The organism is Thauera sp. 63, assembly GCF_000310165.2.
Lineage (GTDB): Bacteria > Pseudomonadota > Gammaproteobacteria > Burkholderiales > Rhodocyclaceae > Thauera > Thauera humireducens.
In genome coordinates this window covers 1-26,766 of record NZ_AMXC01000036.1, presented here as the reverse complement: position 1 = coordinate 26,766, position 26,766 = coordinate 1, and the positions used below count along the sequence as shown (strand labels likewise).

Below are 26,766 nucleotides of genomic sequence, written 5' to 3'. Positions count from 1 at the left end.
ACCAGCGCGGCGCCGACCGTCTCGCCGCGGCCCGGCAGCAGTTGCAGCGCCGCGGCCGGCACGCCGGCGGCGTGAAACAGGCGCACCGCGGCCGCGGCGATCAGCGGCGTCTGCTCGGCGGGCTTGGCGATGACCGGGTTGCCGGCGGCCAGCGCGGCGGCGAGCTGGCCGGCGAAGATGGCGAGCGGGAAGTTCCACGGGCTGATGCACAGCACCGGCCCCAGCGCCGGATGGCTGCCGTTGTCGAAGCCGCGTGCCTGCTGCGCGTAGTAGCGGCAGAAGTCGACCGCCTCGCGCAGCTCGGCCACCGCGTTGCTCCACGACTTGCCGGCTTCGCGCACGGCCAGCGCCAGCAGGTCGTCGGCGTGCCGTTCGAGCAGTTCGGCGGCGCGCTCGAGGCTGGCGGCGCGTTCGGCCGGCGGCGTGTGCGCCCAGCTGCCGGCGATGGCTGCCGATGCGGCGAGGGCCGCCTCGACTTCGTGGGTCGCGGTCTCCACGACCTGGCCGACGATGTCGCCCTGGTCGGCCGGGTTGGCGATCGCGCGGGCGCGGCTGGCGTCCGGAGCGCCGATGCCCGGGACGATCGGGCCGGCGCGGTGCGTGGTGTCGCGGCTGCGCTGCAGGGCGGCGGCGATGCGGGCCCGCACCGGCTCGCTGGCGAAATCGATGCCCGCCGAATTGGCGCGCTGCGCGCCGTACAGCTCGGCCGGCAGGGGGATGCGCGGATGCGGCGTGCCGGCGAGCGCGGCCGCCTGCGCGACCGGATCGGCAATCAGCTCGTCGACCGGCACGTTCTCATCGACGATGCGGTTGACGAAGCTGGTGTTGGCGCCGTTCTCCAGCAGGCGACGCACCAGATAGGCGAGCAGGGTCTCGTGGCTGCCGACCGGCGCGTAGATGCGCACCAGGCGGTGGCGTTCGGCGTGGCCGACGATCTGGTCGTAGAGCGGTTCGCCCATGCCGTGCAGGCACTGGAATTCGTAGTCGCCGGCGCGCCAGGCGGTGCCGTGGGACGTGTTCTCGGCGTGATGGTAGATCGCCGCCAGGGTGTGGGCGTTGTGGGTGGCGAACTGCGGGTAGATCGCGTCGCGTGCGGCGAGCAGCTTCTTCGCGCAGGCGAGGTAGGCGACATCGGTATAGACCTTGCGCGTATACACCGGGTAGCCGGCGAGGCCGTCGATCTGCGCGCGCTTGATCTCGGCGTCCCAGTAGGCGCCCTTCACCAGCCGCAGCATCAGGCGCTGGCCACTGCGGCGCGCGAGGTCGATGACGAAGTCGAGCACCCACGGCGCGCGCTTCTGGTAGGCCTGCACGACGAAGCCCAGTCCCGCCCAGCCGGCGAGCGCGTCGTCCAGCGCCAGCGCCTCGAGCAGGTCGAGCGAGATGTCCAGCCGGTCGGCTTCCTCGGCGTCGATGTTGAGGCCGATGGCGTAGCCCTTGGCCTGCAGGCACAGGGTCCTGAGCTTCGGCAGCAGCTCGGCGAACACGCGCTCGCGCTGCGACCAGGTGTAGCGCGGGTGCAGGGCGGAAAGCTTGACCGAGATGCCGTTGCCGTCGACCACGCCGCGCCCGGCCGAGGCCTTGCCGATGGCGTGGATCGCGCGCTCGTAGTCGCGGAAGTAGCGTTCGGCGTCTTCGGCGGTCATCGCCGCCTCGCCCAGCATGTCGAAGGAGTAGCGGTAGCCCTGCTTCTCGTGCGTGCGGCCGCGCTCCAGCGCTTCGTCGATGTCGCGGCCGGTGACGAACTGTTCGCCCAGCATGCGCATCGCCAGGTCCATGCCCTTGCGGATCAGCGGTTCGCCGCCGCGGGCGACGAGGCGGGTGAGCGCGGCGGACAGGCTGGCCTCGCTGCTTGTCGACACCAGCCGGCCGGTGATCAGCAGGCCCCAGGTCGCGGCATTGACGAACAGCGAGGGGCTGTTGCCGACATGCGAACGCCAGTCGCCCTCAGAGAGCTTGTCGCGGATCAGGCGGTCGGCCGTGGCCTTGTCCGGCACCCGCAGCAGCGCCTCGGCCAGGCACATCAGGGCCACGCCTTCCTGGCTGGAGAGCGAGAATTCCTTCATCAGCGCATCGACGCCCGAAGAGCGGCTGCGCTTGGCACGCAGGCCGACGACCAGGCTGCGTGCCAGCCCCTTTATCCGCGCCTGGGTGGCCTCGTCGAACCGGGCGGCCTCGACCAGCGGCGGCATGCAGTCCGGTTCCGGGCGGCGCCACGCGGCATCGATGGCGGCGCGCAGGGCAGGGCGCGGGTTTGCCGGCAGGGCGGCGGCAGCCAGCGTGGAGGAGGCGAGCAAGGCAAGGTGATCCACGGTGTGGGACTCCGGCAGGTGTCGGGTGCGACGGGCCCCGCGGGGGGCGATCAGATCGGCCGAATTCTTTGCTAAAAACAATAGTTAATGGCTCCAAAATTTCAATCTATACGGACATAATTCCCGTCCGAATGCCTAATGACAGTCCGAAAGACTGCTGCACTGCAATGGATCGCATCGATTTCAAGATTCTGGCCGAACTGCAGGCCGATGCCCGCCTGTCGATCGTGGAACTGTCGCGCCGCGTCGGCCTCACCAAGACGCCCTGTGCCGAACGCCTGCGGCGTCTGGAGAAGAGCGGCGTGATCCGGGGCTATCATGCGGATCTCGATCCCGATGCGATCGGTGCGGGGCACATCGTGGTCGTCCAGGTGCTGCTGACCAGCACCACGGAGCAGGATCTGCGCCGCTTCAACGAGGCGGTGCGGCGCATCCCGGAAATCGAGTCCTGCCACATGATCGCCGGCGACTTCGACTACCTGCTCAAGGTCCGCACGCGGGACATCCATGCGTACCGGCGGGTGATGGGTGACCAGATCTCCGGCCTGCCCTGCGTCAAGCAGACGCATACCTATGTGGTCATGGAGGTGGTGAAGGAGGCGCGCAGCCTGCCGCTCAAGCCGCCGGCGGCCTGACCGGGCGCCGGTCCGTCATTGCCGTGTGCCGTGTTTCAGACGTCGTTCGCAGTCATTGGGCGGCCGCGGCCATGGTGTAACATCCCGGCCAATCCATCCGCCGCCTGCCGGCCGGCAGCGGCTCTTCCAGAGACAGACAATCCATGGTCCCGCACCTCACCACCGCCCTCACCGGGCCGCTGCTCGAACTGGAGCGCCAGTTCCTCGACAACGCGACCGAAATCGAAAAGTGGTTCCGCAGCCAGTGGCAGGACCACATGCCGCCCTTCTACGGTTCCACCGACCTGCGCAACTCCGGCTTCAAGCTCGCGCCGGTCGACCTGAACCTGTTCCCCGGTGGCTTCAACAACCTCAACGACGCCTTCATGCCCTTGTGCGTGCAGGCGGCACAGGCCGCGATCGAGCGCATCTGCCCCGACGCCAGCAAGCTGCTGCTGATCCCCGAGAACCACACCCGCAACCAGTTCTACCTGCAGAACGTGGCCAAGCTGGTGTCGATCCTGCGCCTCACCGGGCTGGACGTGCGCATCGGCAGCCTGCTGCCCGACATCGCCGCGCCGACCGTGCTGGAACTGGCCAATGGCGCGACGCTGACGCTCGAGCCGCTGCGCCGCAGTGGCAGCCGCATCGGCCTGGACGACTTCGACCCCTGCGCGGTGCTGCTGAACAACGACCTGTCCGCCGGCATCCCGACCGTGCTCAAGGGGCTGGATGAGCAGTGGCTGATCCCGCCGCTGCACGCCGGCTGGCATTCGCGCCGCAAGTCCAAGCATGCCGAGTGCTACGACCGTGTCGCGCGCGCCTTTGCCGAGGAGATCGGCATCGACCCGTGGCGCATCAACCCCGAGTTCGGCGTCTGCGGCCAGATCAACTTCCAGGAGCGCACCGGCGAGGAATGCCTGGCGGCGCAGGTCGATTCGCTGCTCACCCGCATCCGCGCCAAGTACAAGGAGTACGGCGTCACCGACGAGCCCTTCGTGGTGGTCAAGGCCGATGCCGGCACCTACGGCATGGGCGTGATGACGGTGAAGGACGCCTCCGAGGTGGTCGGCCTGAACCGTCGCCAGCGCAACAAGATGGCGGTGGTGAAGGAGGGGCTGGAGGTGCACGAGGTCATCATCCAGGAAGGCGTGCATACCTTCGAGACGGTGGAAGACGGCGTCGCCGAGCCGGTCGTCTACATGATGGATCACTACGTGGTGGGCGGCTTCTACCGGGTCCACACCGAGCGCGGCCGCGACGAGAACCTCAACGCGCCGGGCATGCACTTCAAGCCGCTGGCCTTCGACACCTGCTGCACCCTGCCCGACGTCGCCCAGGGGCCGGACGCGCCGCCCAACCGGTTCTACGCCTATGGCGTGGTCGCGCGTCTCGCGCTGCTGGCGGCCTCGGTCGAGATCGAGGAGACCGAACCGGCCGAGGCCGTGGGAGAGGCGGCATGAGCCGTGCGCTCAAGTTGGCCTTCATCCTCGACCCGCTCGACGGGCTGAAGGCCTACAAGGATTCCAGCATCGCCATGATGCGGGCCGCCGTCGCCCGCGGTCACCAGGTGTGGACCATGCAGCGCGGTGCGCTGACCTGGCGCGACGGCGCGGTCAGCGCACGCGCATTGCCGATCCACCTGCTGGCGGGCGACGCGCCCTGGTACGCCCCGGCCGGACCCGAGCAGGCGCTGTCGCTGGCGGGCTTCGACGCCGTGCTGATGCGCCAGGACCCGCCGTTCGACTTCGAGTACGTTACCGCCACCTGGCTGCTCGAGGATGCCGCGCAGGCCGGCGCGCGCGTGTTCAACAACCCGCGCGCGATCCGCGACCATTCCGAGAAGCTCGCGATCACCGAATTCCCGCAGTTCATGGCGACCTCGCTGGTCGCGCGCGACGCGGTGGACATCCAGGCCTTCATCGACGAGATCGGCGACGTCATCCTCAAGCCGCTCGACGGCATGGGCGGCAGCCAGATCTTCCGCGTCCGGAAGGACGACCCCAACCGCAACGTCATCATCGAGACGCTGACGCAGGAAGGCGCGCGCACGATCATGGCGCAGCGCTACCTGCCGCAGATCGCCGAGGGCGACAAGCGCGTGCTGATCATCGGCGGCGAAGTCGTGCCCTTTTCGCTGGCGCGCATCCCGCAGGCCGGGGAGACGCGCGGCAACCTCGCGGCCGGCGGCCGCGGCGTGGCGATGCCGCTGACCGTGCGCGAACGCGAGATCGCCGAATGCCTGGCGCCGATCCTGTGGGCGCGCGGCCTGCTGATCGTCGGGCTCGACGTCATCGGCGGACACCTCACCGAGATCAACGTCACCAGCCCCACCTGCATGGTCGAGATCGCCACGCAGCAGGGCTTCGACGTCGCCGGGCTGGTCATCGACAAGCTGGAGCAGGCCTGCAACTGATGGCGTCGCCCGCTTCGACGGCGGCCGGCTGGCTGCGCTGGCTCGGCCTTTTCGCCTGCATCCTGCTGCTGGGCGCGTGCTCGCGCGCCGAGGTGTTCCGCCACGAGGCCTTCGTGTTCGGCACCCGCGTCGATGTCGCGGTGTATGCGGCCGACCAGGCCGCCGCGGACGCTGCGGCGGCGGCTGTGCTGCGCGAGTTCGACCGCCTGCATCGGGCCTACCATGCCTGGGAACCTTCCGAACTGACCGCGCTGAACGCGGCGCTCGCGCGCGGCGAGACGGCCACGGTGTCTGACGAGCTGGCCGCGATGCTGAAGGATGCACAGCGCATCGCCGCCACCGGCGACGAGCTGTTCGATCCGGCGCTGGGCGCGCTGGTGGCGCTGTGGGGCTTTCATACCGACACCTTCGTGCCGGTGCGTCCCGACCCCGACAAGCTCGCGGCCCTGCTCGCGGCCAGGCCGCGCATGAGCGACCTCGTCATCGACGGCAATCGCGTCAGCAGCCGCAACCCCGCGGTGCAGCTCGATCTCGGCGGCTACGCCAAGGGCTATGCGCTCGACCGCGCCGCGGCCATCCTGCGCGAACAGGGCGTGACCAACGCGCTGATCAACATCGGCGGCAACGTGCTGGCACTGGGGCGCAAGGGCGACCAGCCGTGGCGCATCGGCATCCAGCATCCGCGCGAGCCCGCGCCGTTGGCCACGCTGCCGCTGTACGACGGCGAGGCGGTCGGCACCTCGGGCGACTACCAGCGCTACTTCATGCTCGACGGCGTGCGCCACGCCCACCTGCTCGACCCGCGCACCGGCCAGCCCGCACGCGGCACGCAGTCGCTCACCATCCTGTTGACGCCCAAGGGCGCCGCGGGCGAGGCGGTCGGCACCCTGTCCGACGCCGCGAGCAAGCCCGCCTACCTCGCCGGCGACGGCTGGCGCGAGCAGACGCGCCGCTTCGGCATCGAGCACGCGCTGCGCGTGAGGGAGGACGGCCGCGTTGAAGTGACCAAGGCGCTGCGCGCGCGGCTGCAGTTCATCGGCGCCATCGAGCCCGTCGTCATCGACTGACGTTATCGACTGACGTCACCGACTCAAGCCACCGACTCAAGCCACCGATCGATGCGGGCCGGTCTTGCCCCGGTCCGGTGCGAACTTTGTCCGCGGTGCCGCGCTCTGAGCGCTCATGATCGCTCGCGCAAGACTGCTGATCCTGCTGTGTTCCGCGCTGCTGCTCGCCGGCTGCGGCGTACGCTTCGCCTATTCCCAGCTCGACTGGCTGGTGCCCTGGTATCTGCGCGACTACGTCAGTTTCGACGCCGGCCAGCGCAGCCTGCTCGACCAGCGGCTCGCCGCGCGGCTGGACTGGCACTGCCGCGCTCATCTGCCCGACTACGTCGGCCTGCTGCGCGAGGCGCGCGACACCCTGCAGCGCGAGCGCATCGCCGCGCACGAGCTCGAGCCCTTCCTGCGCCAGGGCGAGGCGTGGTGGGACGAGCTGCGCACGGAACTGGTCGACGACGCCGGCGTGCTGCTCGCCGGACTGTCGGACGAGCAGGTGGCCGAACTCGCGGCGGCCTTCGCGCGCCGGGATCGCGACGCGCGCAAGGAATTCCTCGACGGCAGCGCCGAGGTGCGCCGTGCGGCGCAGGTCGAGCGCATGGAGAAGCGCCTGCGCAACTGGTTCGGCCGCCTCGATGACGGCCAGCGCGCGCTGGTCGCGGCCTGGAGCGACGCCTTGCAGCCCACCACCGAGCAGTGGCTCGAGAATCGCCGCCAATGGCAGCAGGGCGTGATCGACGCACTGCGGGTGCGTGACGACCCGCAGCAGTTCGCCGCGCGCATTGCCGCGTTGCGCGCCCCGCCCGATGCCACGGCCCCGGCCGCACATCGCGCGCAGGTGGCGCACAACCGGCAACTGACCCTGCAGTTGCTGGCCGACGTGTTCAATGCCGCCTCTCCGACCCAGCGCGAACGGCTGCTCGCCGAGATCGACGGACTCGCCGCGCAGTTCGACACCCTGGCCTGCGCCGGCCCGCGGGTGGCCGCGGCGGACTGAGCGGCGGCTGCGCCCCTCGCCACTGCCGCATCGCGACCACAGCGCTCACATTCGGCGGATTGGCCGCAGGGCCTTAAACTGCGTGCTGACTTCCCGGAACGAGTGTCCCGATGACGATTGCGCAGAGCCTGTGGGCGTTCACCTTTGCTGCCGCCGTGCTGGCGATGACGCCCGGCGTCGATACCGCGCTGGTGCTGAGGACCTCGGTGGCGGGCGGCGTCGCGCGCGCCGTCCTGGCCGCGCTGGGCGTGGCGGCCGGCTGCCTGGTGTGGGGCGCGGTCGTCGCCGTCGGGCTGGGTGCAGTGCTGGCGACCTCCGGCCTGCTGTTCTCGGCGGTCAAGCTCGCGGGGGCGGCCTATCTGGTGTGGATGGGCACGACGCTGCTGTTCGCCCGGCGGGGCGGCCTGCAGCTGGAGCCGGGTGTGGCGACGGAGGATGGCGAGGGATGGCTGGCGGCCTTCCTGCGGGGGTTCCTGACCAATGTGCTCAATCCGAAGGTGGGCGTTTTCTACCTGACCTTCCTGCCCCAGTTCGTGCCGGCCGGCGTCGATGTCGCGGGCTTCAGCTTCCTTCTCGCGCTGATCCACGTGCTGTTGTCCTTTGTCTGGTTTGCACTGATGATTGCGCTCGCCCTGCAGGTCCGGGCCTGGCTTGCCCGGCCCGCCGTCGTGAGGTGGCTCGACCGCCTGACCGGCCTGGTCTTCGTCGGCTTCGGTCTGCGGCTGGCCGTGAGCGAGCCGGCCTGAGGCAGGGCCGGCACGCTGTTCGATCGCGGCAGCGCTGGCTCGCCCCGCGCCCGTCCCAACCTTTTCGTCTTGTCATGCGCGCCTACCTCGCTCCGCTTTCCGCCGGTTTCGTCACCGTCCTCGTCGGCTTCACCAGCTCCGCCGCCATCGTCTTCCAGGCTGCCGAAGCGGCGGGCGCGACGCCGGCGCAGATCAGTTCATGGATGTGGGCGCTCGGTATCGCGATGGGCGTGACCTGCATCGGCCTGTCGCTGCGCTATCGCGCGCCGGTGGTCACCGCCTGGTCGACCCCGGGCGCGGCCCTGCTGGTGACGGCGCTGGCCGGCGTGAGTCTCGAGCAGGCGACCGGCGCCTTCATATTCTGTGCCGTGCTGATCCTGCTGGCGGGCGTGACGCGTGGCTTCGAGCGCGTGATGGACCGCATTCCGCCCGGTATCGCGGCCGCGATGCTGGCCGGCGTGCTGGTGCGCTTCGGCATCGAGGTGTTCGTGGCCATGGGCCAGCGCTTCGGGCTGGTGTTCACGATGTTCGCCGCCTACCTGCTCGCGCGCCGGCTCCTGCCGCGCTACGCGGTGCTGCTCGTGCTGGCCCTGGGCAGCGCGGTCGCGGCGGTGCAGGGCCTGCTGAACTTCGACACGCTGCGGCTGGAGATGGCGACGCCGGTGTTCACGATGCCGGTGTTCGACTGGCAGACGATGATCGGCGTGGGCGTGCCGCTGTTCGTCGTGACGATGACCTCGCAGAACGTGCCCGGCGTGGCGGTGATGCGTGCTGCCGGCTACGGCAAGGTGCCGGTGTCGCCGGTGGTGGGCTGGACCGGGGCGGTGAGCCTGGTGCTGGCGCCCTTCGGCTGCTACGCGATCAACCTCGCGGCGATCACCGCCGCGATCTGCATGGGGCGCGAGGCGCACGAGGATCCGGCGAAGCGCTACCTCGCCAGCGTGTTCGCCGGGGTGTTCTACCTGCTGGTGGGCGTGTTCGGCGCCACGGTGGGCGCGTTGTTCGCTGCCTTTCCGCGCGAACTGGTGCTGGCCGTCGCCGGCCTGGCGCTGTTCGGCACCATCGGCGGCGGGCTGGCGACGGCGATGAAGGACGAGGCCCAGCGCGAACCCGCGCTGGTGACCTTCCTCGTGACCGCGTCCGGGCTGTCGCTGGGCGGCATCGGTTCGGCGTTCTGGGGCGTGGTCGCAGGCGGACTGGCATTGTGGGTGCTCAACTGGCGCCGGTGAGCCGCGCACCATGCCGGTGCCTCCGGCCTCGCCTTGTTGGCTGCGAGCGCCGATAATCCGGCTTTTCATCCCCGGGTGATCCATCTCGAATATGAAGACCGAACTCGACCGTATGGCCATCGGCTTGATGATCCTGTTCTGCATGATCTGGGGCGTGCAGCAGGTGGCGATCAAGCTGGCGAGTACCGGGATTTCGCCGGTGTGGCAGGCCGGCTTGCGCTCGATCGTGGCAACGGTGATCGTCCTCGGCTGGACATTCGTGCGCCGGGTGAACGTGTTCCAGCGTGACGGCACGCTGCTGCCCGGCCTGCTTGCGGGCTTGCTCTTTGCCGCCGAGTTCGCGCTGATCTTCATCGGCCTGCAACACACCAGCGCTTCGCGCGGGGTCATCTTCCTCTACACCGCGCCCTTCTTTGTCGCGCTCGGCGCGGTCTGGCTGCTACCGCAGGAGCCGATGCGGCGGGCCCAATGGGCGGGTATGGCATTGGCCTTCGCGGGCGTGCTGATCCTGTTCGGCGAAGGGCTGATCTCGTCGGCCGGCGGGGAGTGGGTCGGCGACCTGCTGATCCTGATCGGCGCGGGTTTCTGGGCGGCGACCACGCTGACCGTCAAGGCAACGGCGCTGATCCGCATCAGTGCCGAGAAGACCCTGCTCTACCAGCTCGGCGTGTCAGCGCTGGTGCTGCCGCTGCTGTCGCTGATCCTTGGCGAACCCGGGGTGTTCGCGCCGAGTCCGCTGGTCTGGGCGAGCATGTTGTTCCAGGTCGTCATCGTCGCCGGCGTCAGCTATGTCGGCTGGTTCTGGCTGGTGCGGCATTACCCGGCGACACGCTTGTCGACCTTCTCCTTCCTGACGCCGGTGATGGGCGTGCTGGCAGGCGGCCTGTTCCTCGGCGAGGAGCTGTCGCAGACGGTGTTCCTGGCGCTGGGACTGGTGGGCGCGGGAATCTGGGTGGCGAACCGGCCTGGATGAGCCGGGCTCATCCTTGATCGTGCGTGGCGGCGGGCCGGGCGAGATGTTTCGAGACGGCGTGCGCCACCAGGGGCTGCAAGGCCTGCGGGCGCGCCTCGCTGGTCGCGAGGTCGAGCAGCGCCCGGCGCATCTGCGGCGTCCAGAACATTTCGATGTGCCTGGCGATCGAGACTGCGGCCTCGTCGCGATCCGGGTAGGCGGTGAAGTAGTCGCCGATGCGGTTGGCCATGCGGGCGAGATTGTCGATATCCATGTCGGGGCTCAGGCGGTGATCGTGTCGGGAGATGTGTAGGCGGTGCAGCGCTGGCCGCGGGCGAAGCCGACCAGGGTGAGGCCGGCGCTTTCCGCCAGTCGCACCGCATGGGCCGTCGGCGCCGACACCGCGGCGAGGCAGCCGATGCCGGCCGCCGCGGTCTTGTGCACCATCTCGTAGCTGGCGCGACTGGTGACGAGGACGAAGCCCGCACGCGGATCGTTGCCCCAGCGCAACTGGGCGCCGATGAGCTTGTCGAGCGCGTTGTGGCGGCCCACGTCCTCGCGCACCAGCTGGACCTGGCCGCTGGCCGACACCCAGGCTGCGGCATGCGCGCCGCCGGTGAGGCGGTGCAGGACCTGCTCCTGCCCCAGTTCGTCGAGCGCCCGCGCCAGCGCAGCACGGGATACGCCAGAACGGTGTTCGAGCGTGGCGACCGGACGCAGCGCCGCCGCCAGGCTGTCCACCCCGCACAGGCCGCAGCCGGTGCGCCCGGCCAGCGTGCGCCTGCGGTGCTTGAGCTGGACGAAGTGCTCGGCGGCCAGCTCGATGCGGACCTCGATGCCCTGGCCGACGGACACGATGTCCATGCCGTAGATGTCCTGGCGGCGCGACACGATGCCTTCGGTCAGGCTGAAGCCGTAGGCGAAATCCTCCAGGTCGCTCGGCGTCGCCAGCATCACCGCGTGCGAGATGCCGTTGTAGACCAGGGCGACCGGCGTCTCTTCGATCAGGGTGTCGCACGCCTCATGGGCCGACAGCGGGTCCGGCCCCGTCCACGCCGATCGGGTTACGGTGACGTGTTCGTGCGGCAGCATCGCCTCGTCCGCGGCGCAGGCGTTCGCCAGGCGGTGGTCGGGCGAGCGGGCAGGCGGCTCAAGCATCGGCCTGCTCCTTGGCGACGACGCGCTGGCCCTTCAGGTAGGCCTGCTGGCGGGCGCTGAAGTCGCGATGGCGCTGCTGCCAGCCGGAAGGCTGGCTGACCGCGACCACCTGCACCGCCGTGACCTTGTACTCCGGGCAGTTGGTCGCCCAGTCGGAATTGTCGGTGGTGATGACGTTGGCTCCGGACTCGGGGAAGTGGAAGGTGGTGTAGACCACGCCCGGCTGCACGCGCGCGGTGACGGTGGCGCGCAGCACCGTCTCGCCGGCGCGGCTGGCGATGCCGACCCAGTCGCCGTCCTGAATGCCGCGTTCCTCGGCGTCGTGCGGATGGATCTCGAGCCGGTCCTCGGCGTGCCACACGATGTTGGCGGTGCGCCGCGTCTGCGCGCCGACGTTGTACTGGCTGAGGATGCGGCCGGTGGTCAGCAGCAGCGGGAAGCGCTTGCTGGCGCGCTCGTCGGTGGGAATGTAGGCGGTGAGCATGAAGCGGCCCTGGCCGCGCACGAAGCGCTCGACGTGCATGATCGGCGTGCCTTCGGGGGCGGCCTCGTTGCACGGCCACTGGATGCTGCCCAGGCGCTCGAGCTTGTCGTAGCTGACGCCGTGGAAGCTGGGGGTGAGGCGCGCGATCTCGTCCATGATCTCGGACGGATGCGTGTAGTCCATCGGATAGCCCAGCGCCCGCGACAGCGCCATCGTCACTTCCCAGTCGGCCATGCCGGCCAGCGGTGGCATCACCTTGCGCACGCGCGAGATTCTGCGCTCGGCGTTGGTGAAGGTGCCGTCCTTCTCCAGGAAGGAGGCGCCGGGCAGGAAGACGTGGGCGAACTTGGCGGTCTCGTTGAGGAAGATGTCCTGCACCACCACGCATTCCATCGCCCGCAGCGCGGCTTCGACGTGCTGGGTGTTGGGGTCGGACTGGGCGATGTCCTCGCCTTCGATGTAGAGGCCGCGGAAGCTGCCGTCGAGCGCAGCCTCGAACATGTTGGGGATGCGCAGGCCGGGCTCGGCGTCGAGCGTGACGCCCCAGGCCGATTCGAACAGCGCCCGCGTGGTGGCGTCGGACACATGCCGGTAGCCCGGAAGCTCGTGCGGGAAGGAGCCCATGTCGCATGAGCCCTGCACGTTGTTCTGGCCGCGCAGCGGATTGACGCCCACGCCCATGCGGCCGACGTTGCCGGTGGCCATGGCGAGGTTGGCGATCGCCATCACCATGGTCGAGCCCTGCGAGTGCTCCGTCACGCCCAGGCCGTAGTAGATGGCGGCGTTGCCTTGGGTTGCGTAGAGGCGTGCCGCGCCGCGTACCGTCTCGGCCGGCACGCCGGTGAGGGCGGCGGTGGCTTCCGGCGCGTTTTCCGGCCGGGAGACGAACTCGCACCACTGGCGGAAGGACGCCGCCTCGCAGCGCTCGGCCACATAGGTCGTGTCGACCAGGCCCTCGGTGACGATGACGTGCGCCAGCGCGTTGGCCACGGCGACGTTGGTGCCGGGCATCAGCTTGAGGTGGTAGTCGGCCTGCACGTGCGGCGTCTTCACCAGCTCGATGTCGCGCGGGTCGATCACGATCAGCTTCGCGCCCTCGCGGATGCGGCGCTTGAGCAGCGAGCCGAACACCGGATGGCCCTCGGTGGGGTTGGCGCCGATCACCATCACCACGTCGGCCTGCAGCACCGACTCGAAGGTCTGCGTGCCGGCCGATTCGCCCAGCGTCTGCTTGAGCCCGTAGCCGGTGGGCGAATGGCACACGCGGGCACAGGTGTCGACGTTGTTGTTGCCGAAGGCCGCGCGCACCAGTTTCTGCACCAGGTAGGTTTCCTCGTTGGTGCAGCGCGAGGACGTGATGCCGCCCACCGCGCTGCGGCCATGTTTGGCCTGGATGCGGCGGAACTCGCTGGCGGCGTGGTTCAGTGCCTCGTCCCAGCTCACGCTGCGCCAGGGCTCGTCGATGGTGTTGCGGATCATCGGCGTGGTGATGCGGTCGGGGTGGGTGGCGTAGCCCCAGGCAAAGCGGCCCTTCACGCAGGAGTGACCCATGTTGGCCTTGCCGTCCTTGTGCGGCACCATGCGCACGACTTCATTGCCCTTGAGCTCGGCCTTGAACGAGCAGCCCACGCCGCAGTAGGCGCAGGTGGTGGTGACGCTCTTCTCCGCCTGGCCCATCCGGATGACGCTCTTTTCCATCAGCGTCGCGGTCGGGCAGGCCTGCACGCAGGCGCCGCAGGAGACGCAGTCCGATTCGAGGAAGGACTGCTGGATGCCGGCGGTGACGCGGGACTCGAAGCCGCGGCCGGAAATCGTCAGCGCGAAGGTGCCCTGGATCTCCTCGCAGGCGCGCACGCAGCGGTTGCACACGATGCACTTGGCCGGGTCGTAGCTGAAGTAGGGGTTGGAGCTGTCGGGCGCGACCGCGCTGGCGGCGTCGAAATGGTTGCGTCCGTCCATGCCGTAGCGCACCTCGCGCAGGCCCACCACGCCGGCCATGTCCTGCAGCTCGCAGTTGCCGTTGGCCGGACAGGTGAGGCAGTCGAGCGGGTGGTCGGAGATGTACAGCTCCATCACGCCGCGGCGCAGTTCGGCCAGGCGCGGGCTCTGGGTGCGCACCACCATGCCGGCTTCGACCGGCGTGGTGCAGGACGCCGGCGTGCCGCGGCGGCCTTCGATCTCGACTAGGCACAGCCGGCACGAGCCGAAGGGCTCCAGGCTGTCGGTGGCGCACAGCTTGGGGATGCGGTTGCCGGCCAGCTCGGCGGCGCGCATCACCGAGGTGCCGGCGGGTACGGTGACGGGCTCGCCGTCGATGACGAGCGTCACCATCTCACTGGAAGTGCGCTGCGGCGTGCCGTAGTCGGGTTCGCGAAAGATCGTCATGGGGTGTCTCCTTGCCGTGCGCGGGGCGCCTCAGGCGGCTGCGGCTGCGGCGGTGTCGATGCCGAAGTCCTGGGGAAAGTGCTTGAGGGCGGACTGCACGGGGTAGGGCGTCATGCCGCCCATGGCGCACAGCGAGCCGGCGAGCATGGTGTCGCACAGCGAATCGAGCAGCGCGAGGTTCCGGCCGCGTTCCTCGCCGGCGATGATGCGGTCGATGACCTCCACGCCGCGCACCGAGCCGATGCGGCAGGGCGTGCATTTGCCGCAGGACTCCGCCACGCAGAAGGCCATCGCGTGGCGCGCCATCTTGGCCATGTCCACCGTGTCGTCGAAGGCGACGATGCCGCCGTGGCCGACCATGGCGCCGATGGCGGCGTACTGCTCGTAGTCCAGCGGCACGTCGAACTGCGTCGCCGGCACGTAGGCGCCGAGCGGGCCGCCGACCTGTGCGGTGCGCAGGGGCCGGCCGCTGGCGCTGCCGCCGCCGAAGTCCTCCAGCAGCTCGCGCAGGGTGACGCCGAAGGCCTTCTCGACCAGGCCGGTGTGACGCAGGTTGCCGGCGAGCTGGAAGGGCAGGGTGCCGCGCGAACGCCCGAGGCCGTAGTCGCGGTAGAAGGCGGCGCCGCGGGCAAGGATCAGCGGCACCGCGGCCAGGCTCATGACGTTGTTGATCACCGTGGGCTGGCCGAACAGACCGGCGATCGCCGGCAGCGGGGGCTTGGCGCGCACCACGCCGCGCTTGCCTTCCAGGCTTTCCAGCATCGCGGTCTCCTCGCCGCAGATGTAGGCGCCGGCGCCCATGCGCACCTCGAGCTCGAAGGCGCGGCCGCAGCCGGCCACGCTCGCGCCCAGCCAGCCGGCAGCGCGGGCGCGCCCAATGGCCGCCTGCAGGGTGCGGAAGGCATGGGGATATTCGGAGCGCACGTAGATGTAGCCCTGCGTCGCCCCCACCGCGAGGCCGGCGATGGTCATCCCTTCGATCAGGCAGTAGGGGTCGCCTTCCATCAGCATGCGGTCGGAGAAGGTGCCGGAGTCGCCCTCGTCGGCGTTGCAGGCGATGTACTTCTGCGCCGCCGGGGTGTCGAGCACCGTCTTCCACTTGATGCCGGTGGGGAAGGCCGCGCCGCCGCGTCCGCGCAGTCCGGAGTCGGTCACCGCCTGCACGACGTCGGCGGGGGCGAGCGCGATCGCGCGCTTCAGGCCCTCGAAGCCGCCGTGGGCGAGGTAGTCGTCCAGGCTCAGCGGATCGGTGAGGCCGACGCGGGCGAAGGTGAGCCGCTCCTGGCGGGCGAGGAAGGGGATCTGCGCGGTGAGGCCGTGGCACAGCGGGTGGGCGGCGCCGTGGTGGAAGCCGGCGTCGAACAGGCCGGGCACGTCTTCGGGCTGCACCGGGCCGTAGGCGACACGACCCTGGGGCGTGACCACCTCGACCAGGGGTTCGAGCCAGAACAGCCCGCGCGAGCCGTTGCGCACGATGTCGACGGCGATGCCGCGTGCATCCGCTTCCCGGCGGATGGCGCGGGCGACCTGTTCGGCGCCGAGCGACAGCGCACCGGAATCGATCGGAACGTAGATGCGGGCGCTCATGCCGTGACTCCTTCGCCGGAGGTGGCTCGAAGTTCGGCCACCACGGCATCGAAGCGGCGCGGGCTCATCCGGCCGTGGATGTCGTCATCGACGCGGATGGACGGCGAGCAGGCGCAGTTGCCCAGGCAATACACCGGCTCCAGCGTCACTGCGCCATCGGCGCTGGTCTGGTGGACGTCGATGCCCAGCGTGGCCCGGACATGCGCCTCGAGGGCGTCCGCGCCCATCGCCAGACAGGATTCGGCGCGGCACACCTGCACCACGTGGCGGCCCGGCGGCGTGCGGCGGAAGTGGTGATAGAAGCTGACCACACCCTGTACTTCGGCGCGCGACAGGTTGAGCGCTGTCGCGATGCGCGGCAGGGCCTCGTCGGGTATGTAGCCCCAGGCGTTCTGGATGGCGTGGAGGATGGGCAGGGTGGCGCCCGGGAGGGTGCGGTGGGTCTGGATGAGGGCATCCAGGTCCGCAGTTTTCGGCAAGGGGGTCGTCATCGTCATCGCTCCGCGGCGGCGTTCAACGACGGGACGATAGGCGAGGCGTTAATTCCGACGAAGCGAATTATTCAGAAGGTTTGTTCGGTTTAATCGAACAAGAGGCTTCAGCCCGAAGGCGGGAGCTGTGCGGCAAGCGCGAGCAGGGCCGCGCTCAGGGGCGGCTGCGGATCGCGCGCCAGGGTGACGAGTCCGGTCCGCCATTCGACGCAGGGCGACACCAGACGCAGCGCATGGAGGCCCTCCGAGGCGCCGATGAGGGAGAGCACGCTGCGCGGCAGGATGCCGTTCCACGGGCCGGCGCGGACGTGGGCGAGGATGCTGGTCAGGGAATTGGTCTCGAGCCCCACGCGCGGCGCACACCCCAGTTCGGCGAACACGCGGTCGACCGTCTGCCGGTGGTGCATGTCGCGCGACAGCAGGCAGAGCGGCTCGGCGGCGGCGTCGCGCCAGGCGATGTCGTCCCCTGCCGCCCGCGGGCCGCCGCTGCGGGTGATGAACACCAGGTCTTCCGCCCACAGCGGCAGGCAATGCAGGTCGGGCGAGGTGGCCGACTCGGTGTAGAGGACGCCGGCCTCGAGCTGGAAGTCGCGCAAGGCCCCGAGGATGGCCTGGGTGCTGGCCGAACGCACGTCGATGTCCACCCGTGGGTGCCGCAGCGCGAAGGGCGAGGTGAGCGAGGACACCACTGCGAGTGCGGTCGGGATCACGCCCAGGCGCAGCTGGCCGCCCAGGCCGCCGCGCAAGGCGTCCAGCGCCTGGTGCAGTTCTCCGGCGCCGGCAGCCGCGCGGCGGGCGTGCGCGAGCACGCATTCGCCTTCGGCGGTGAGGCGCACGAAGGATTTGCCACGCTCCACCAGGACAACCCCCAGCTCCTGCTCCAGCTCGCGAATCGCCGTGGACAAGGTGGAGGGCGACACGTGGCAGGCCGTTGCCGCGCGGCCGAAGTGGCGTTCATCGGCGAGCGAAATCAGGTAGAGGTATTTGCGGGAAATCATGACGGGAAGGGGGGCGAAGGATTTTTCTAAGCGGCGCTCGAAAAACTGTAATGGCCCGATCGGATGTGAGTCCCTAGATTACGTCTCGCTCTCGAAACATTTTCAATACAGGAGACGACATGAGCAAGCGGGCGAGTATTCCAATTCAGATCTTCGATGCGAGCACGACCCAGTCGAATGCGACGGTCGCTTTGCCGCCAAAGGTTTTCAATGACCCGGAATTCTTCGATTTCGAAATGGGTGCCGTTTGGGGCCACGAATGGTTCTGTATTGGCCATGTCAATGATATTCCGAATCCGGGCGATTACTACACGCTGTCGGTCGGCAAGGATCCGCTGATGATCGTCCGTCAGCAGGATGGTTCGGTGAAGGTGCTGGCGAACGTATGCCAGCACCGTGGCCTGCTGCTGGCCGAAGGCCGCGGCAATGTGCGCCGCATCCGCTGCCCCATGCATTCCTGGGTGTATGACCTGAGCGGAGCGCTGACTTCGGCGCCCGGGCTGAATGAAGATCCGACCTTCGACAAGAAGGAAGCCTGTCTGCCGGTCATTCGTTCCGAAATCTGGGAAGGTTTCCTGTTCATTACCTTCGACGAAAGCATCGCACCGCTGGCGCCCCGTCTGGAAAAGCTCAAGGGTCAATTGGCGAATTACCAGATGTCCACCCTCCATGCCGCAGAGCCGCTGAACATGGAATTCAACGAGTGGAACTGGAAGCAGTACATGGACGAGTGCTATCACTGCCTCCATCTGCACGGCCAATCCTGGGGCAGCATGCACAAGATTTCTGCCGAGCGCCTGGACGAGGATGCAATCTACAACGATCCGCAGAACGGCATCATTGCTTACGACCTGGTGTCCGAGTTTCCCGATGCCAGTCCCACCAAATCGGGCAAGGCCGCACATCCGATTCTTCCGTTGCTGACCGAAGAGCAGCGTTCGCGCCTGGCCTACATCACGGTGGCGCCCAATCTGCTGATCGTCGCGATGCCGGACAAGGTCAAGTATTTCCTCTGGTTGCCGCATTCGGCCAAGCAGTCCTGGTACAGCGCAACCTGGCTGTATCCGCAAGCGACCCTGGAGGATCCCGAATTCAAGGAACGCTGGCTGCGCGAGCGCGAGGAACTCTATCCGGTGATGGTCGAGGACTATTCCGCGTGGCGCCGTTATCAGGTCGGAGGGGAGTCCCGCTTCGCACCGCGTGGCCGCCTCAGTGCGCATGAGCGTGTCATCGGGCGTTATCAGGACTGGCTTGTGGACAAGTATCGCAAGGCGGACGCCGCAAACGTCTGATCGGGGCTCTTGATGCAAGCACATCAGAACGCAATTGAAGTCGAGATTGCGGCCAGGACGGTCACCGGCGGGCGAAACGTCGCCTTCGATCTGGTGGCCGTCGATGGGGGCGATCTGCCCCCCTGGACCGCAGGATCGCATATCGAACTGCGGTGGACCGCCGATGGGCAGGAATACATTCGCCAGTATTCGTTGTGCGGCGAATCCTTTTCCGGACCCAGGTGGCGCATTACCGTGCTGCGGGAAAAGAAAAGCCGGGGCGGATCGGCTTTCCTGTGCGATCGCGCCGAGGTCGGCATGCGCCTGCAGGTCCGCGGGCCGCGCAACAACTTTCCGTTCGTGCCCGACCAGCGTGTCACGCTGATCGGGGCCGGCATCGGCATCACGCCCATCCTGCCGATGGCATTCGAGGCCGAGGCGCAGGGTTGCGACTGGCGGCTGATCTATCTCGTCTGCGAGCGCCAGGATGTGAGTCTGCGCGAAACCCTGAACAAGCTGCCGCAGGAGCGGGTGTTTTACCGCTATGCAGCCGAGACGGGGCGCATGAATCTCGAGGAGTGGGCGAGCACGCTGGGGGCGGGCGATTCCGTGTTCGCCTGCGGTCCGCTGCGTCTGCTGGATGACCTGGTAGCCATCCATGAGGCCCGGCCGGCCTGGAAGCTGCACCTGGAGCGCTTCGAGAACCCGAACAAGGCGGTGGGCGAAGCCGAGGCCTTCGATCTGGTCCTGGCGCGCAGCGGCAAGCAGTTCCGTGTCGAGCCGGGCGAGACGATCCTCGAAGTGCTGCGCCGTGACGGCATGAACCTCGAATGGTCGTGCTGCGACGGCGTGTGCGGCACCTGCGAGCAAGTGGTGCTGGAGGGCGTGCCCGACCACCGGGATGCGGTCCTGACGCCCGAGGAGCGGCAGGCGAACAGCCACATGATGATCTGTGTTTCGCGCGCATTGACGCCTTCATTAACTCTGGATCTCTGAAAGACCATGGCGACGATTAGAAAAGTGGTGGTGACCGGCGGCTCGGGCCGCGTCGGAACCTACGTGTTGCGCGAGCTGGTATCGCAATTCGATGTAACCAACGCCGATCTCGTGGCGGGTCGGGTGGATACCCGATACGTGCAGGCGGACGTGATGAATCTCGATTCCCTGCGTCAGGCCTTCAAGGGCGCCGACGCCGTGGTGCACCTGGCTGCCATCGACTTCGACTGGAAAGCCGCGCCCGAGAAGTACATCGACGTCAACGTGCGCGGTACCTGGCACGTACTGCAGGCCGCTGCGGAAACAGGCGTCAGCAAGGTGGTGCTGTGTTCGAGCATTTCAGCCTGCGGCCTGTCCGAGATGCGCCCCGACTGGCGGCCGCAGAGCCTGCAGGTCGACGAGCGCCACGAATGCCGTCCGGTGCAGGCCTACAGCGTCAGCAAGCTGGTGATGGAGCAGATGGGCCTGAGCTTCGTCCATGGCAGCAACATGGACGTGATCTGCCTGCGGCCGCTGGCGGTCGTGATGCCGGAGAGCTTTGCCGAGTACGTGAAGTTCGTCGAAGCGCCCGACCGCAACTGGCTGTTCTACTACGTCACCGCCGCCGATGTGGCGCGCGGCTTTCGTGCCGCGCTCGAGGTCGAGGGGCTGCGCTACGGCACCTTCTTCCTCAGCGCCGACGACACCAGCCGTCCCGAGCCGACCCTGGAGTGGTATCGCAGCCGCTTCGGCGAGCTGCCCGAGCTCAACAACCCGCGTGTGTTCAAGCAGCAGCCGCGTGCCTCGATCTTCTCGTCGGCCAAGGCCCGGGATCTTCTGGGCTGGACACCGACGTCCGACTATCTGGAACTGCGCAAGACCTGGCTTTGACCTTTCTCGGGAGCACGAATCATGATCACAACCGTTAAACCCGGCGCGGTGGATTGGACCGGAGACAATCCGTTCATCTACCTCAAGACCGACCCCGAGGGCGACTGGTCTGCCCTGGCGCTCTACTTCCGCATCGCACTGTCGCCGCATGGCGTCGGTCAGGCGATGCTGGTGCTCGAGGCGCCTTACCAGCCCGAGTACCCCAAGGCGCGACGCCTGATGCTGACCGACAACCCGGTCATGGCCCGCTATCTGGTCGATGACTTCGTCAAGCACTTCGGACTGTTCCGTCCGTGCACCGCGCTGCTCGACAGCGTGCGCATCGTCGGCGGTGCGCAGTTCTCCTGCCACGACGAGGGCAAGGACCTGCACATCCAGCGCGCGACGCATGCGCAGGAAGGCCTGAGCCTGGAGATGCACTGGGAGGGCCTGCAGCGCCCCTTCATGGCAGCGGTGCCGGCCGACAAGACCCAGACCGGCGTGCACGAGATGTTCTCCGTCTTCCAGCCGGCCACGAGCGGCTGGGTGGCGGTCAATGGCGAGCGTCTGCCGGGCGCGACCGTGGAGCGGGATTTCTTCGGCAGCCGTGCGGCGTCTGCGGCGCTGGCCTTCAGCGAAACCTGGGTGCAGGCGTCCCATGGACAGGCTTGAGCATTCGGCGGCGGCCGCCGACACCCTCGCCGCAGAAAAGGTCATGGCCGTGCGTCCGCAGTGCATCGGCGTGCGCCGCCTGCGTGACGTGATCGCCGACTGTGCGCAGCGCATCTTCCATGCCGGCCCGGATTATCGGTCACCACAGGAGATCCCCGCGCCGGTGCTGCATTCGGCGGCGCAGGCCGCGGTGTTCGAGGGCTGGAGCGCATCGGTCGACGAGGCGATCGCGGCCCTGCGCGCGGGGCGCATCCGCACCGCCTCGGCCCAGGCGCACCGGCTGCTGGTGCCCTTGTCGGGCGTGCTGAGCGCCTCGATGGCGGTGTTCGAGATTGCCGATCCGGCGCAGGCGCTGGCGCCGGTGTGGGTTGCGCTCAACGAAGGGCAGACCCACGCCACCCGCCTGGGTCGTCTCGACGACGGCCTGGTGCCGCATCTGCGCTGGCTCAACGGCGCGTTCGCCGACTGGCTGGCGGGCGGCTTCGAGACGCCGCTCGATCTGTTGCCCTTGCTGGCCGAGGCGCGCGCGCAAGGCGACGACTGCCATGCCCGCACCGTGGTGGGCTCGCAGTTGGTGAGCGCGGCGCTGCTGCGACGCAGCCCCCCGGTCAGCGAGGATGTCAGCGCCTTCCTGTCCGAGTCGCCGGCCTTTGCGCTCAATGTGTGGATGGGGGCGACTGCCCTGGCGGCCAGTGCGGCAGAAGGGGTGGAAGGCGCTTCCATCGTCACCCGGGCGGGTGGCAACGGGGTCGAGTTCGGCATCCAGCTCGCGTCCCGTCCGGGGCAGTGGGTCTGCGTCCCGGCACCCGTTCCGCAAGGGACGATCGAGCCGGCACACCAGGGGCGGCAGGCCGAGGGCGCCCTGGGCGACAGCGCGGTGGTGGATTTCGCCGGCCTGGGCGGGCAGTCGCTGCAGTTTGCACCCCTGGTCGCGCAAGGGGTGGCGGCGTCGCTGCCGGCCGATGCGGCACAGCGCGCCGTGCAGGTGCTGGCCAGCAAGGCGCCACCGCTGGTCCGGGGCCTGTGCGCGACGGCGGCGGCATCCTGTGTCGCGGCCGGCGTCGGACCGCTGGTGCTGATCGGCATGATCGACGCCCAGGGCGTGGCCGGACGGATCGGCGGGGGCGTGGTCGATGTACCCGCCACGCTGTTCGAACGCGCGCTGCAGGCACACTGAGGAGCGCCGCATGTCATCCCTGTACCGACTCGGCCTGACCGCAATGCGCGACGCGATCGCGCGTGGCGAGTGCTTGGCGGACGATGTCTGGCTCAGCTGCCGCGGGCAGATCGAGCGCCATGAGCCCGCCGTGCGCGCCTGGCGGCAACTGTGGCCCGAAGCCGGGTGCGAGGCAGAAGTCAGGAAGGGCGCACTGCGCGGTCTTCCGATCGGCGTCAAGGACACCATCGACGTGCGCGGCCTGCGTGCCGAACGGGGCTCGGCGATCTGGCAGGGACGCACGCCGCAGGCGGATGCGGCGTGTGTCAGCGCGCTGACGCAGCTGGGTGCGCGGGTGATGGGCAAGACGGTCACCACCGAGTTTGCCTATTTCACGCCCGGCGCGACCGCCAATCCCCACCGCCTGACGCACACCCCGGGCGGCTCGTCGAGCGGCTCGGCGGCCGCCGTGGCGGCGGGCATGGTGCCACTGGCCCTGGGTTCGCAGACCGCGGCCTCGGTGATCCGGCCGGCCGCCTACTGTGGCGTGGTCGGCTATGTGGCCACCGTGGGCAACCACGCTTCGCGCGGCATCATGCCGCTGGCGCACAGCCTGGATTCGCTGGGTTTTCTTGCCCGCGACGTGGCGGACGTGCAGTACGTCCAGGCCTTGCTGGGCCGTGCCGCAAGCGCGGCAGAACCGCCGAAACGTCCGCCACAAGCGGTGCTGGCGATCGACGGCAGCGCGTTCGGCACGGTCGCCCCCGAGATGCTGGCGCTGCATCAACGTGCGGTCGACACGCTGCGTGCCTGCGGCGTGCAGGTCGAGTGCGATGCCACCGAATTGCTCGGGGCCGAGGGTGGCCCGGCATGGGTCGAGGCGCACCGGCGGCTGATGGCCTACGAAGCCGCTCAGACCCTGGCATTCGAATACAACACGCATCGCGATCAGCTGAGTCCGGCGCTGAGTGCCTTGATCGAGGAGGGCCTGGCGATCGACGGCGAGCAATACGACGCCTTGCGCACGCAGCGGGACAGTGCGCTGGCGCGGTTCGTGCTGGTCATGCGCCGCTACGACGCGATCCTGGCGCCGGCCGCGCCCGGCGCTGCGCCTGAAGGTCTGGCCGCGACCGGCCGTCCCGATCAGAGCCGGCCGTGGCAATGGCTGGGGGCCCCACAGGTGACCTTGCCTGCGGGCGTGTCGTCATGCGGCCTTCCTCTGGGGCTGCAACTGATCGGCGCGCATCGCAATGATCACGTGCTCCTCGGCCTTGCCCGCTGGATGCAGGATGAATTGGGGTGGCGTGGACGAGTTCCACAGCCTTTTGATTAACCGCGTCAATTTTCAGGCCAGATCAGGTGGGCCAAACAACAAATTAAAACAGGTGACAAGAAGCACCGGTCTGCGCGTTTCACGCAGGGCGGATGAGTCGGTATTTCCATCGATCGTTCCCATCCCGTAAACCAAAGGAGTCATGAAGCATGAAAACCAAAGCAATCCGGCGTCTCGCCATTTCCGCATTGTTTGCGCTGAGCTCTGCAGCGAGTGCGCAGACTTATGTCTGGGACATGCCCAACGAGTACCCCGCGACGTCCGTGCAAGGAGAGGGTGACCGTCACTTCGCCGAACTGCTCAAGACCAAGAGCCAGGGCGACATCAAGATCGTGCATCACTTCGGTGCCTCGCTCGGTTTCCGGTCCAAGGATCAGCTCGATGCCGTGGCCGATGGCGCAGTCGTGATCGCCAACACCTTCGTGCCGCCCCTGGGCGGGATCAACCCCATCTTCGTGCTGTCGTCGCTGCCCTTCCTGGTGTCGAACGCGAGTGAAGCCTACATGCTGTACGAGGTCGCCCGGCCCTACTACGACAAGGAGCTTGCGCGCTACAACCAGAAGCTGCTGTACGCGTCGCCGTGGCCGGCCAGCGGACTCTGGGGTTCGCGCACGTACGACAAGCCCGAGGCGGTGAAGGGGCTGAAGATGCGGACCTATGACCCCAACGGCACGCTTGTCTTCAAGGCGGCAGGCGCCGCGCCGGTGCAGCTGAGCTGGGCCGACATCGTGCCGCAGCTGACCACGGGCGGGATCGAGGGTGTCCTGACCTCGATCGAGTCGGGTCTGAGCGCCAGTTTCAACGACTACGCCAAGCACTTCACCGCACTCAACTACGACACCACCATCAACATGGTGACGATGAACCTCGACACCTGGAACAAGCTGCCGGCCGCCGGCCAGAAGGCGGTGCTCGATGCGGCGAAGGAAACCGAGCTGTTCCTGTGGGGCAATATCGACAAGGTGATCCAGCGCAACTACGACACCGCCGCCAAGCGCGGGGTCACGATTGCGGAAAAGGTCGATCCGGCCTTCCGCCGCTATCTGCAGGAGCAGGCCGAGCCGGTGATTGCCGCGTGGGTGAAGCGCGCCGGCAAGGATGGTGAGGCCTTGATCGCCGAATACCGCCAGCGCCAGCAGGTGGCGACCACGGTGGCCGCCAACGGGAGTGTCAACTGATCATGCGCCATTTCCTCTCGCTGGTGGATCTTCTCACGCGTGCGGGGGCCATCATGGCGGCGGTGATCGTCGCCGCCATGGTTGGGCACATCCTGCTGGAAATCGTGCTGCGCGCGGTGTTCGACAGTTCGACCTACGTGCTCGACGAATTCGTCGGCTACGGCGTGGCGGCCAGTACCTTCCTCGGCCTGGGCTACACGCTGGAGCAGGGCGGGCTGATCCGGGTCAACATCCTGCTTGCCCGCATCCGCAGCCGCGCGATGCGTCAGCTGACCGAAGTGACCTGTGTCGCGGCCTGCTTCGGTGTGTTCGCGATGGTGTGGCTCTATTTCTGGAGCAGCATCTCGCGCAACTGGACGCGTGGCGCGGTCAGCGAAACGGTCGCCCAGGTGCCGTTGTGGATTCCCGAGGGGCTGTTGCTGCTGGGTCTCAGCATCTTTTTGCTGCAACTCGTGGCCTATGCCATACGTATCGTGTCCGGCGAACCGATGATCGGCGAGCGCGGCCCGGTCGCTGCGGCGGAGTGAGGAGACCGACATGGAAGCATTCATTTCTGCTGCGGTGGTGCTGGCGCTGATCTTCATCGCGCTCGGCTTCGGGGTCTGGATCTTCTCCGGGCTGTTGCTGGTGGCGGTGGCCAGCCTGGCGTTCGTGGCCGATTTCTCCGTCGACCGGATCGGTGTCATCGCCAAGTCGGTGATGTGGAAGAGCGCAAGTACCTGGGAGCTGGCGGCGATCCCGCTGTTCCTGTGGATGGGCGAGATCATCTTCCGCTCCGACATCTCCGAGCGCCTGTTCCGCGGTCTGACGCCGCTGGTCGAGTGGCTGCCGGGGCGCTTGCTCCATACCAACGTGATGGGCTGTACCTTGTTCGCCGCGGTCAGCGGTTCGACCTCGGCCACCACGGCAACGGTGGGCAAGATCACCACCACCGCGCTGGCCGAGCGCGGCTATGACCGCAGCCTCTCGCTCGGTTCGCTGGCGGGCGCCGGAAGTCTGGGTCTGCTGATTCCGCCGTCGATCATCATGATCATCTACGGCGTGCTGGCCGAGGTGTCGATCGCCAAGCTGTTTGCCGCCGGCGTGATTCCGGGGCTGATGGTGGCGGCCATCTTCTCGACCTACATCATGATCCGCTGCGTCATGCGGCCCGAACTGGCGCCGGCCAGCCTGGGGGGCATCACGCTGAAGAGGCTGATCGGTGCCTTCGTCGATCTGGTGCCGATCGGCATCCTGATCGTGGCGGTGCTGGGCGGGATCTACTCGGGCATCGTCACGCCGTCCGAGGCCGCGGCAGTCGGCGTGTTCGCGGCCATCGTGCTGACGGCGATCCTGCGCAAGCTGACGTGGTCGGTGATCACCGATTCCCTGATGGCGGCGGTGCGCACCTCGTGCATGGTGTGCTCGATCCTGGTGGCGGCAGCCGTGCTCGCGACCGCGATCGGCTACATGCACATTCCGGACGGGCTGACCAAGGCGATCGCGGCAATGGAGCTCTCGCCCTGGACCCTGCTGCTGTTGATCGCGGCGCTCTACATCGTGCTGGGCCTGTTCCTCGACGGGATCTCGATCGTGGTCATGAGCCTGCCGGTGACGCTGCCGATCATGGTTCAGGCGGGGTTCGATCCGGTCTGGTTCGGTGTGTTCCTCGTGCTGATGGTCGAACTGGGGCAGGTCACGCCGCCGGTGGGCTTCAACCTGTTCGTGCTGCAGGGCATCACCGGGTCGAACCTGAGCACGGTGGTGTATGCCGCCTTCCCCTTCTTCCTGCTGATGTGCCTGTCGGTCGTGATCATCAGTTTCGCGCCGTCGATCGTGCTCTATCTGCCCGATCTGCTCGTGAAGTAGGGGGCACTGCGTCTGTATGCGGCGCGGCAGGGGGGC

24 protein-coding genes are annotated in these 26,766 nt (G+C 68.2%); 17 read left to right on the top strand and 7 right to left on the bottom strand.

Annotated elements, in window-relative coordinates; translation table 11 throughout:
- The coding region (gene putA / locus C664_RS17730; protein WP_004291513.1) for a bifunctional proline dehydrogenase/L-glutamate gamma-semialdehyde dehydrogenase PutA at positions 1-2,312 on the bottom strand (2,312 nt) is incomplete at its 3' end.
- A 167-nt stretch (positions 2,313-2,479) separates the two neighbouring features.
- Between putA and C664_RS17725 the strand changes: the two genes are divergently transcribed.
- The 8 genes from C664_RS17725 (at position 2,480) to C664_RS17690 (ending at position 10,345) form a co-directional block, all read left to right on the top strand.
- Positions 2,480-2,947, top strand: coding sequence for an Lrp/AsnC ligand binding domain-containing protein (locus C664_RS17725; protein WP_004291512.1), 468 nt, complete (start codon positions 2,480-2,482; stop codon positions 2,945-2,947).
- A 143-nt stretch (positions 2,948-3,090) separates the two neighbouring features.
- Positions 3,091-4,389, top strand: coding sequence for a glutamate--cysteine ligase (gshA, locus tag C664_RS17720; protein WP_004291511.1), 1,299 nt, complete (start codon positions 3,091-3,093; stop codon positions 4,387-4,389).
- A complete protein-coding gene (gshB, locus tag C664_RS17715) occupies positions 4,386-5,342 on the top strand; it encodes a glutathione synthase (RefSeq protein WP_004291510.1) in 957 nt (318 codons plus the stop codon). Before gshA ends, gshB begins: the two co-directional genes overlap by 4 nt.
- Positions 5,342-6,409, top strand: a complete 1,068-nt coding sequence (locus tag C664_RS17710) for an FAD:protein FMN transferase (protein WP_004291509.1) — start codon at positions 5,342-5,344, stop codon at positions 6,407-6,409. The genes gshB and C664_RS17710 overlap by 1 nt, the downstream gene beginning before the upstream one ends.
- A 115-nt stretch (positions 6,410-6,524) precedes the next feature.
- Positions 6,525-7,397, top strand: coding sequence for a DUF6279 family lipoprotein (locus C664_RS17705; protein ID WP_004291507.1), 873 nt, complete (start codon positions 6,525-6,527; stop codon positions 7,395-7,397).
- A 110-nt stretch (positions 7,398-7,507) separates the two neighbouring features.
- Complete coding sequence (locus C664_RS17700) at positions 7,508-8,143, top strand: LysE family translocator (protein ID WP_004291506.1); 636 nt, start codon at positions 7,508-7,510, stop codon at positions 8,141-8,143.
- Positions 8,144-8,217: 74 nt separating this feature from the next.
- Entirely contained in the window at positions 8,218-9,372 is a 1,155-nt protein-coding gene (locus C664_RS17695; protein WP_004291504.1) for a benzoate/H(+) symporter BenE family transporter, read from the top strand.
- Positions 9,373-9,463: 91 nt separating this feature from the next.
- Positions 9,464-10,345: a DMT family transporter gene (locus C664_RS17690; protein WP_004291502.1), complete on the top strand. Its 882-nt coding sequence runs from the start codon at positions 9,464-9,466 to the stop codon at positions 10,343-10,345.
- Positions 10,346-10,352: 7 nt separating this feature from the next.
- Here C664_RS17690 and C664_RS17685 read toward each other — a convergent pair whose 3' ends face one another.
- The 6 genes from C664_RS17685 to C664_RS17660 all read right to left on the bottom strand — a co-directional run bounded on the left by C664_RS17685 (position 10,353) and on the right by C664_RS17660 (position 17,427).
- Complete coding sequence (locus C664_RS17685; protein ID WP_004291501.1) at positions 10,353-10,598, bottom strand: formate dehydrogenase subunit delta; 246 nt, start codon at positions 10,596-10,598, stop codon at positions 10,353-10,355.
- An 8-nt stretch (positions 10,599-10,606) separates the two neighbouring features.
- Positions 10,607-11,482: a formate dehydrogenase accessory sulfurtransferase FdhD gene (gene fdhD / locus C664_RS17680; RefSeq protein ID WP_004291500.1), complete on the bottom strand. Its 876-nt coding sequence runs from the start codon at positions 11,480-11,482 to the stop codon at positions 10,607-10,609.
- Positions 11,475-14,351 (bottom strand): formate dehydrogenase subunit alpha, encoded by a 2,877-nt coding sequence (fdhF, locus tag C664_RS17675; RefSeq protein ID WP_004291499.1) that lies wholly within the window; start codon positions 14,349-14,351, stop codon positions 11,475-11,477. Before fdhF ends, fdhD begins: the two co-directional genes overlap by 8 nt.
- Positions 14,352-14,381: 30 nt before the next feature.
- On the bottom strand, positions 14,382-15,938 hold the full coding sequence (locus C664_RS17670; RefSeq protein WP_004291498.1) for a formate dehydrogenase beta subunit: 1,557 nt from the start codon (positions 15,936-15,938) through the stop codon (positions 14,382-14,384).
- Positions 15,935-16,429 carry a formate dehydrogenase subunit gamma gene (locus C664_RS17665; RefSeq protein WP_004291497.1) on the bottom strand — a complete coding sequence of 165 codons (495 nt, stop codon included), beginning with the start codon at positions 16,427-16,429 and terminating at the stop codon, positions 15,935-15,937. Before C664_RS17665 ends, C664_RS17670 begins: the two co-directional genes overlap by 4 nt.
- A gap of 107 nt (positions 16,430-16,536) precedes the next feature.
- Complete coding sequence (locus C664_RS17660) at positions 16,537-17,427, bottom strand: LysR substrate-binding domain-containing protein (RefSeq protein ID WP_004291496.1); 891 nt, start codon at positions 17,425-17,427, stop codon at positions 16,537-16,539.
- 119 nt (positions 17,428-17,546) lie between these two features.
- On the opposite strand from C664_RS17660, the gene C664_RS17655 reads away from it, so the two are divergent.
- The 9 genes from C664_RS17655 to C664_RS17615 all read left to right on the top strand — a co-directional run bounded on the left by C664_RS17655 (position 17,547) and on the right by C664_RS17615 (position 26,730).
- Positions 17,547-18,719, top strand: a complete 1,173-nt coding sequence (locus C664_RS17655; RefSeq protein WP_004291495.1) for an aromatic ring-hydroxylating oxygenase subunit alpha — start codon at positions 17,547-17,549, stop codon at positions 18,717-18,719.
- Between the two features lie 12 nt (positions 18,720-18,731).
- On the top strand, positions 18,732-19,694 hold the full coding sequence (locus C664_RS17650; RefSeq protein ID WP_004291494.1) for a PDR/VanB family oxidoreductase: 963 nt from the start codon (positions 18,732-18,734) through the stop codon (positions 19,692-19,694).
- Between the two features lie 6 nt (positions 19,695-19,700).
- Positions 19,701-20,564, top strand: coding sequence for an NAD-dependent epimerase/dehydratase family protein (locus C664_RS17645; RefSeq protein WP_038012307.1), 864 nt, complete (start codon positions 19,701-19,703; stop codon positions 20,562-20,564).
- A 21-nt stretch (positions 20,565-20,585) separates the two neighbouring features.
- Positions 20,586-21,215 (top strand): hypothetical protein, encoded by a 630-nt coding sequence (locus C664_RS17640; RefSeq protein WP_004291491.1) that lies wholly within the window; start codon positions 20,586-20,588, stop codon positions 21,213-21,215.
- Entirely contained in the window at positions 21,202-22,392 is a 1,191-nt protein-coding gene (locus tag C664_RS17635; protein ID WP_004291489.1) for an oxamate carbamoyltransferase subunit AllG family protein, read from the top strand. Before C664_RS17640 ends, C664_RS17635 begins: the two co-directional genes overlap by 14 nt.
- Before the next feature lie 43 nt (positions 22,393-22,435).
- Positions 22,436-23,704, top strand: coding sequence for an amidase (locus C664_RS17630; RefSeq protein WP_054963749.1), 1,269 nt, complete (start codon positions 22,436-22,438; stop codon positions 23,702-23,704).
- Between the two features lie 149 nt (positions 23,705-23,853).
- The gene (dctP, locus tag C664_RS17625) at positions 23,854-24,882 is read left to right on the top strand and encodes a TRAP transporter substrate-binding protein DctP (RefSeq protein WP_004291486.1); all 1,029 of its coding nucleotides are present in this window, start codon (positions 23,854-23,856) and stop codon (positions 24,880-24,882) included.
- A 2-nt stretch (positions 24,883-24,884) separates the two neighbouring features.
- Positions 24,885-25,409 carry a TRAP transporter small permease subunit gene (locus tag C664_RS17620; protein WP_004291485.1) on the top strand — a complete coding sequence of 175 codons (525 nt, stop codon included), beginning with the start codon at positions 24,885-24,887 and terminating at the stop codon, positions 25,407-25,409.
- 10 nt (positions 25,410-25,419) lie between these two features.
- Complete coding sequence (locus C664_RS17615) at positions 25,420-26,730, top strand: TRAP transporter large permease (RefSeq protein ID WP_004291484.1); 1,311 nt, start codon at positions 25,420-25,422, stop codon at positions 26,728-26,730.
- The last annotated feature ends 36 nt before the right edge of the window (positions 26,731-26,766 follow it).